The sequence below is a fragment of the Vibrio sp. 10N.286.51.E5 genome (genome assembly GCF_041469125.1).
Taxonomy (GTDB): Bacteria; Pseudomonadota; Gammaproteobacteria; order Enterobacterales; family Vibrionaceae; genus Vibrio; species Vibrio crassostreae_C.
Genome location: NZ_JBFRJZ010000066.1, coordinates 1 through 8,624 on the forward strand (window position 1 = coordinate 1; position 8,624 = coordinate 8,624).

At 44.6% G+C, this 8,624-nt stretch carries 6 protein-coding genes; 4 read left to right on the top strand and 2 right to left on the bottom strand.

Translation table 11 applies throughout. The features are described 5' to 3' along the window. Window positions 1–213: 213 nt before the first annotated feature. The gene (locus AB4161_RS20440) at window positions 214–825 is read right to left on the bottom strand and encodes a toxin-antitoxin system YwqK family antitoxin (protein WP_017069964.1); all 612 of its coding nucleotides are present in this window, start codon (window positions 823–825) and stop codon (window positions 214–216) included. Between the two features lie 509 nt (window positions 826–1,334). On the opposite strand from AB4161_RS20440, the gene AB4161_RS20445 reads away from it, so the two are divergent. Both AB4161_RS20445 and AB4161_RS20450 read left to right on the top strand, forming a co-directional pair. Beyond that, complete coding sequence (locus tag AB4161_RS20445) at window positions 1,335–3,107, top strand: sodium:solute symporter family transporter (protein WP_017067389.1); 1,773 nt, start codon at window positions 1,335–1,337, stop codon at window positions 3,105–3,107. Window positions 3,108–3,192: 85 nt separating this feature from the next. Then, the gene (locus tag AB4161_RS20450) at window positions 3,193–4,809 is read left to right on the top strand and encodes a polysaccharide lyase 6 family protein (protein ID WP_137001974.1); all 1,617 of its coding nucleotides are present in this window, start codon (window positions 3,193–3,195) and stop codon (window positions 4,807–4,809) included. Window positions 4,810–4,975: 166 nt separating this feature from the next. On the opposite strand, the gene AB4161_RS20455 is transcribed toward AB4161_RS20450, so the two are convergent. Then, window positions 4,976–5,488 carry a peptide-methionine (S)-S-oxide reductase gene (locus AB4161_RS20455; RefSeq protein WP_017063632.1) on the bottom strand — a complete coding sequence of 171 codons (513 nt, stop codon included), beginning with the start codon at window positions 5,486–5,488 and terminating at the stop codon, window positions 4,976–4,978. A 239-nt stretch (window positions 5,489–5,727) separates the two neighbouring features. On the opposite strand from AB4161_RS20455, the gene AB4161_RS20460 reads away from it, so the two are divergent. After that, complete coding sequence (locus tag AB4161_RS20460) at window positions 5,728–6,843, top strand: YcjF family protein (protein WP_017063633.1); 1,116 nt, start codon at window positions 5,728–5,730, stop codon at window positions 6,841–6,843. Next, on the top strand, window positions 6,830–8,506 hold the full coding sequence (locus tag AB4161_RS20465; RefSeq protein ID WP_372084113.1) for a GTPase family protein: 1,677 nt from the start codon (window positions 6,830–6,832) through the stop codon (window positions 8,504–8,506). Before AB4161_RS20460 ends, AB4161_RS20465 begins: the two co-directional genes overlap by 14 nt. Window positions 8,507–8,624: the final 118 nt, after the last annotated feature.

Here is an 8,624-nt window from a genome sequence, read left to right on the forward strand (position 1 = left end):
CAAAATTATTTACAGGGTCTTTTAGGTTGATGACAACACGCTCAAGTGAGTCTGTTACAGCATCAAAGCCACGAACATTCACGCTTAATCACATGAATGTTCGTTTCCCTTCTCTTCTCTTCTCTCGTCTCTTAGTTGCAGACGTGTAGCTGCAAACTTTAACAGCAGGCGTTTAGTTATATCAAAGAGCTCCGTGAGAGCTGTTCTTGAGGCTTAGCTTTCTGTAGGCATCCACACCTGTTTAGAGGTGACTTTGTGATCTTTAAAGGTCAGTTCTTCAACTTTGTCACCGTTAGTATTCCAGCGAGTAAGTTTTCCGTTCGCGACTTCACCTTCATCAAACTTCGCTTGGCTGGCCTTATTACCGTTCGGGTAGTAGTCCGTTACCAATCCATCTTTTTGTCCGTCGCTGTATTCAGCTGTCAGGCTTTGTTCCCCATTGGGATACCAGCGAGAGGCGGTGCCTGATAGTTCATTGTCTTTATAATTGAGTTCTGCTTTTTTCTGTCCGTTTGGATACCAGGTTTCAGCTTTGCCTTGCAGTTCACCTTTTACGTAATTCACTTTAGAAGCGACTTGGCCATTCGGATACCAGTTAGTTTCTAGCCCAAGTTCTAAGCCATCGGCAAACTGAGCTTGGGTCGCGACTTGGCCGTTATCGAACTTCTGTTCAAATTGACCAGTGAAAGGTTTTGAATGGTTTACTTGGTAAGCCACGCCTTTACGCATCTGTAAGTAGTCAACAGCATCTTCACGCGGTGTTGCTGCATAGCTCATAGAAGATACCGTACTAAGAGCAATTAAGATTGGAACGTATTTCTTCATAATGACACCTTTTTATTGGACGGGGAAAGTGTAACGGGTGTGTTAAAAGCATTTCACTTCCGTGTATCCCTGTCAGTATCTAATAGTGGTTTTCAAGTTTTCATTATTGGCTGCCTAATATAGGGAACTTTTAAAAGCAAATTATCGATCTTATTTGTACTACAAATATGTTGGTTTAATTCATTTTTATAAATTATATCTAACGATATTTTTGCTGCTCTTCTTTAAGCTTTGATCGTCAAGAATAATAGTTTTTAACGATGAATCTTCGATTTTTAGAGACTTTGTTCATGTTTTTCGGGGTTTTGGTCGAAATTTAGTGCGGATAACTGCACTGACTTGAGGAATTGCGCTCCTAGGTGGTGCAACTTTGAACTCGATCACTTGTATGATTAATTGAGTGTCAGACTGTAAGATCATTGTCACGCATTTGGGTTATTGTAGTACAAATATACTTGCCATTTATTTATAGTGACCTCAACAAAAAAACATAAATAAAAGGTCTAACGATGGAACTCAATACCCTGATAGTTGGCATCTACTTCCTATTCTTAATTGCGATAGGGTGGATGTTTCGAACGTTTACAAGTACGACAAGTGATTACTTCCGTGGGGGAGGTAATATGCTGTGGTGGATGGTAGGTGCAACCGCATTTATGACCCAGTTCAGTGCTTGGACATTTACTGGTGCAGCAGGTAAAGCCTTTACCGATGGCTTTGCCGTAGCGATTATCTTCATCGCGAACGCATTCGGTTACCTAATGAACTACCTTTACTTCGCTCCGAAGTTCCGTCAACTGCGTGTTGTGACGGTAATTGAAGCGATTCGTATGCGTTTTGGTAAGGTGAATGAGCAAGTATTTACTTGGTCTGGTATGCCAAACAGCGTTATCTCTGCAGGTATTTGGTTGAATGGTCTAGCAATCATCGCATCGGGTATCTTCGGCTTTGATATGACAACGACGATTGTCCTAACGGGTCTGGTTGTACTGGTGATGTCAGTGACGGGCGGCTCTTGGGCGGTAATCGCATCTGACTTTATGCAGATGGTTATCATCATGGCAGTAACGGTGACATGTGCAGTCGTTGCTATTTACCACGGTGGCGGTGTTACGCAGATCATTAGCGACTTCCCGACGGATTCGTTCATCACGGGTGACAACCTTAACTACATGAGCATCTTCAGCATCTGGGCTGTGTTCATCTTCTTAAAGCAGTTCAGCATTACCAACAACATGCTTAACTCTTACCGTTACCTTGCTGCAAAAGATTCAAACAACGCACGTAAAGCAGCACTGCTTGCTTGTGTACTAATGACGCTTGGTCCAATCATCTGGTTCATGCCTTCTTGGTTCATGGCTGGTCAAGGTGTTGATTTAGCAGCTGCTTACCCAGAAGCTGGCAGCAAAGCCGCTGACTTCGCTTACCTTTACTTCGTTCAAGAATACATGCCTGCAGGTATGGTTGGCCTTCTGATTGCCGCTATGTTCGCAGCAACAATGTCTTCAATGGACTCAGGTCTAAACCGTAACTCAGGTATCTTCGTTAAGAACTTCTACGAGCCGATTCTTCGTCCTAAAGCGACAGAGAAAGAGCTAATGGTTGTTTCTAAACTAACGTCTACCTTCTTCGGTATCGCGATCATCTTGGTTGCTCTGTTCATCAACTCTCTTAAAGGTCTGAGCCTTTTCGACACCATGATGTACGTGGGCGCATTGATCGGCTTCCCAATGACAATTCCAGCATTCTGTGGCTTCTTCATCCGTAAAACACCGGATTGGGCAGGTTGGGGCACGCTAGTTGTAGGTGGTGTGGTTTCTTACTTCGTTGGTTTCGTTATCACTGCGGACATGATTCAAAACTGGTTCGGTCTAAATGAACTAACTGGCCGTGAGTGGGCTGACCTGAAAGTGGCTATCGGCCTTATCGGTCACATCATATTTACTGCTGGCTTCTTTGTTCTTTCAACACTGTTCTACAAGCCTCTTGCTGAGCACCGTGAGAAAGACGTAGACAAGTTCTTCAACAACCTAGCGACGCCACTAGTTGCTGAAAGTAATGAACAGAAGAAACTGGATAACAAGCAACGTCGTATGTTGGGTTCACTTATCGCGGTAGCGGGTGTGGGCGTAATGACTATGTTCGTACTGCCAAACCCAATGTGGGGACGCATGGTATTCGTTCTGTGTGGCTTGATTGTGTTCTCTGTTGGTCTGTTACTTGTTAAAGCAGTCGATGACAAAGTCGAGCAACAAGACGAAGTGACTCCAGCCGAAGGCTAATCTAATTCGCATCCTAAATAACATCACGGCCACCTGAACGGGTGGTCGTCATTTTTATAATCCAAACTTTAATGTGAGATGTACGATGAACAAAAAACTATTATCGGTAAGCATTATTAGCGCGTTCACGCTCGCTTTTGCAACTGGCTGTACAACACAAGAAAAAACAGCGCCCGTAGTCAGTGTCGCTGAACAAGCTGCGCCAGCTATTAGCGAAATCGACCGTAGTTACCTATTGAGCAGTGACCGCTTAACTGAGGTAGATGGCGACACTTTAGCCGTTGCTTCAGAAGAACAAGTGGCTGCGCTTAAAGCACAATTTGAAAACCTAAAAGATGGCGATGAAGTGGTGATCCCTGCCGGTAAATACGCGAACTTAGGTCAAGTGACTATTACGGCGAATGACATCACTATCAAGGCCGAGCAAGCAGGATCTGCGTGGATCACTGGTTTGATTCAGTTTGAACTGAAAGGTGATGACATCACGCTTGATGGCTTGGTATTTACTGAGGGCGGTCCTAACGAACGCTTTGGCGCAGTTCGTATGATGGGTAATGGCAATACGCTTCAAAACTCAACATTCTACTACTTCAACCACGATTACACGTACGAGCCAGACGAGCGTCGTTCTGAGTATCCAAAGTACCTTTGGGTTTCTCTATGGGGTAAAGACGGCAAAGTCATCAACAACCGTTTCGAAGGTAAGCAAAAACGCGGCACTTTGATTGGTGTGCAAAAAGATGACACAGCAGACAACCACCTGATCGCAAACAACATCTTCATGGACCAAAAGCCTAACCAGTTCAACGAATTCGACATTAAAGAAGCGATTCGTTACAACGGCAACAGCTGGGAAGCGATCCGTATTGGTGATTCTAAAGCTTCACAGTGGGATTCAAGTTCTAAGTTCGTGAACAACCTAATGATCGATATGGATGGTGAGCGTGAGCTTATCTCGATTAAGTCGGGCGACAACACGATCTCAGGTAATACTATTTTCCAAAGCACTGCGCTTATTTCACTGCGTCACGGAAAAGGCAACACAGTTGAGAACAACATGATTCTTGGTAATGGAAAGCGCCTAACGGGCGGCGTCCGTATCTACGATGAAGACCATGTGATCCGCAATAACTACATTGCAAATACTCGAGGCCGCGATGGCTTGATTGAAGGCAACGCTGACCTACGTGGCGGCATTGTTATCAACACAGGTATCATCGACGTAGCGAATGGTGAGCAGTTAGATCAATCGGTGAAAGGCAAAGAGCTTAACAAGCAGTGGACACCGAAAAACATCACTATCGAGAACAACTCTCTAGTTGATACTGAGTGGGGCATTGTTTACGGCAACCAAAGTCACCGTGTAAGTTTGTTTGACAACGCAGAAGTGGAAGGCATTTATGCGGGCGTTGATGTGGCGTTCAAACACAACGTGGTTGATAACTCGCAATCTCCTGAGTTTGTAAGTGTGCGTGCAACGCAAGATTACCCATTAGTCGGCGCAACCTACACAGACGAAACTTACGTAGGTCAAGTAACGGATTCTGGGTTGATTGAAAGCTATTCGGTTGAACTGCCAAAAATGACGGTTGAGAACGGTATCAACGCTTATCAAGGCGAAGGTGCAGACGTGTCTAAACTTGCGGTCGTGACGGCTGAAACAGCGGGTCCGGACTACGTGCTTGAGAATACGACTAAGTAAGTTATTGGCTATGGGTCATTACTTAATGGCTAATGCTTAATGGTTTGAGCTACCAAATCAATTCACGATAGCTGTCCTGACCATAACACTTAAAAAGCCTCAACAGATAATGTCTGTTGAGGCTTTATCGATCTTAGGTCGTGATCATCTCAATCTTACGTCGAGACTACTGTGATTTATACTTATGCAGTAGATCCCAAGGGATATGACATAAGTGGTGATCTTCAGGGAAGTGACTTAAGTGATGCTGGTGGATGTCGTCGCTGGCAACATAATTGGTCAACGGCAACACCTCAACAGCGATACGGTCGGCATCATCTCTTGAAGAAATATAGTGCTTAGCTTCGGTTAAGTGTTCTGCATTAGTGCTGTATACACCTGTGCGGTATTTCTCTCCGACATCGACACCTTGTTTATTCAAGCTGTAAGGGTCGATAATCTCAAACAAGTGTTCCATCAAAATCGTGACTGACGTGATGTTTGGATCAAATTCAATTTGTACGCACTCCGCGTAGCCATTGTAATCGCTTTGTGTGCCGTCGCTTTGTGTCGTTTTGTTCTCTGTTGGCTGGGCGCTTCCATTAGCACGGCCTGCTTCTGTGCTGATAACACCAGGAACGTACTTAATAAATTCTTGTACACCCCACAAGCAGCCGCCAGCTAAATAAATTTGTTCCATACTTCTCTTTGAGCTCTCTGTGTTTGTTGATGTTCGTTAGGTACCCGAATCAATACGATGATACCCGTACGTATAAAAAAGCGTCTATAAAAATGAGCGCGCAAATAAAAACAAGCGTTTAGGCATTGTAAACCTGTGCGACTGAACAAACATAAGTTTAATATGATTTGTGATTATATAAGTCAGTATTGCTTTGTCATCAACTCGAATCTCAACATCAAGTGAGCGTTACTCTAAACATGTTTGATCAAATAAAAGACTTCATTAATCCGAGCAAGAACCCAGACTTGACTCAGGCTCATGAATATCAGCGCAAGCATCTTCCTACATTGTGGCTGTTGGGCAAAACGGGGGCGGGCAAGTCATCGTTTATTCAAGCGGTCACGGGCGACTCTTCTGTAGAAGTGGGCAATGGTTTTGCGCCTTGTACCATGACGGCGATGTCGTATGAGTTTCCGCAAGACAAACCCGTGATGAGGTTTCTTGATACCAGAGGACTCAGCGAAGCGAATTACGATGCGAAAGAGGATTTGGAAGAGATTGGTCAGGCAGGTAATGCGTTAGTCGTTGTAATGAAAGCCGACGAACCTGAACAATCCGCTGTGCTTACGGCTCTAAAACAGATTAAGAAACAGAAGAAGATTAAACACTTGTTGCTGGTTCATACGGCGGTGTTGTCTTCCAGTGAACCAGATCGAGCAAGGCAAATTCAGTTCAACACCAACCAAGTAGAGAAGGCTTGGGGTAAAGAGTTTGAATCGGTAGCGGTCGATTTCGAAACGGATGACAACGCTATGTCTAACAGCGAAGCGGTTTACAACTATGACATCTTGTTAGAAAAGCTGAGCAGTATTCTTCCGGTGATAGGAATGATGGTGCAAGACAAAGAACATTCCACGCAAGAAGAAGCCAACTTTGATCAAGTAGAAAACGAAGTGCTTTGGTATGCAGGAAGTGCCGCAGCGAGTGACCTGATTCCGGGTGTTGGTTTGGTGTCGGTACCTGCGATTCAAGCCAAAATGCTTCACAGCTTGGCCAATCAATATGGGGTCGAATGGAATAAGAGAGTCTTTAGTGAGTTGATAGGCACTCTGGGAAGCAGCTTTGCTTTGCAATACGGAATGAAGCTGGGCACTCGACAGTTGATAAAGCTGATTCCAGTTTATGGTCAAACGGTAGGTGCGGTGGCTGCAGCGGCAATGAGTTTCGGCACCTCTTATGGTTTAGGTCGCGCGGCTTGTTTTTACTTCTATCATAAGAACAAAGGTGAAGAAGTGTCTGAACAAGAGATGCAGAAGATCTACAAAGAATCTCTGAAAAAAGGAAAGGCGGCGTCGGGTTATGAAGAAAATTAGAAACCTATTTCGATTACTGGCGGTGCTATCGAGCGGACGCTGGGGCATTGCCCTGATTTTGGCGATCTTCCCAAGCATTATCATGATGGGTTTTGGTGTCTTCTTGGCGATCAAATACGGTTATCTACTCGAAATGTCGATTGCCATTGCCGTGAGTACCTTGGTGTTCACCATTCCTTTATTCATTTCTAGCCGTTCTTCAAGCCGCTCTTCAAATAAAGAGTCTTTCTCGAATAAAGAGAGTGGCGGCCTTGGCGAGGATACTGCTGAAGCTGAATCACAGCATAAAAAAGCTGATATCAACGATGCATTGGTTAAGGCTTCGGCTGATTGGTCTCAAAAAGAACTGTCGATCTGGAATGATTCAAAACACCATGTACGCCAACAATTAATGGTCGACATAGAGTGGGGTAACTTAGACCAAACCGGTTTAGAGGTACTTGAATTTGTTGCGAAAAAGTTTGATAAGAAATCACTCGATTTTTCGATTCCTGAAGGGCTAAAGCTGTTCGAAGAGGTCAGCCGACGCTACAAATTGGTAGTGCGAGAGCATATCCCCGGCATTGAGTATCTCAAGGTTTCTTACATCAAAGCGGGCTACGAAGCCTACGATAAATACGGTGAGCTAGGACAGAAGATCTTCAAAGCGGCTATTTGGGGTAACCACCTTAAAAACTTGTATTTGAATCCACTCAAGGTGATTTCTGATTTAGGACGAGAACAAGCGACAGCAACGATGACAAGGGGTGTGGTTGATGACATGCAATACGCCGCCAAACAAGCCTTGTTAGATGAAGTTGCGGCGGTGGCGATTGACCTCTACAGCGAACGTTTCAGCATTGAAGATGAGGCACTTAAAGTGTCTGATGTTTCTGAACTCGACGAACAACGCTTTGCTCCAGAGCTAGAGCCTGTGCGAATCGTGCTGGTGGGACAAACCAGTTCGGGTAAATCTTCACTTATCAATGCACTCAAGCAAGAGTTGGTTGCAGAAGTGGATGTGCTGCCATCAACCGACACTTCAACGGTGTATAACGCGTTTGTCGACGACAATGATGTTCGCGTTGTTGATCTTCAGGGGCTTGATGGCAATCCTAAAACCGAAGCCTTAATGCTGAAAGAGATGACCCAAGCGGATGTGGTGCTATGGGTGCTTAAAGCCAATCAGTCTGCACGTGATTTGGATAAGCAATTGAAAGATAGATTTGATGCTTTCTATGACGATCCTAAGAACATCTCACGCAAGAAACCGATTGTGGTGTCGGTTGTGAATCAGGTAGACAGATTAAAGCCTGTAGACGATTGGCAGCCACCGTATGACTTAGAGAATCCAACATCGACCAAAGCGAAGATCATTGCTCAAGCGCTCGAATACAATCATATATTACTGCAAACCGATATCGTGTTACCGCTGGCGATTGCGCCAGAAAAGGTACAGTTTGGTTTAGATACTTTAAGGCAGACGTTGATAGAGCGTATCGCTGACGCAAATAACGTTCAGAGAAACCGCCAACGTTTAGAAGCCATGAAAAGAGGCTCGTCGGTTAAAGGCCAACTGAATAAAGCAGTCAAAGTGGGTAAGAAGGTGGCACCCAGCGTATTGAAAGCGGCGACACCAAAACTGGCTGAAATGGCCATCAAGCAAGCCGTGAAGAAGAAGTAAGTCATTCACTGCGAATACGATTCTGGTGAGGTTTGAGCCTCATCAGAATTTATCTTTTCTAGATCGGCGAGTTTTAGAGCTTGGATTTTTAAGCTCAGTCATAGACAGGATCTTAAGA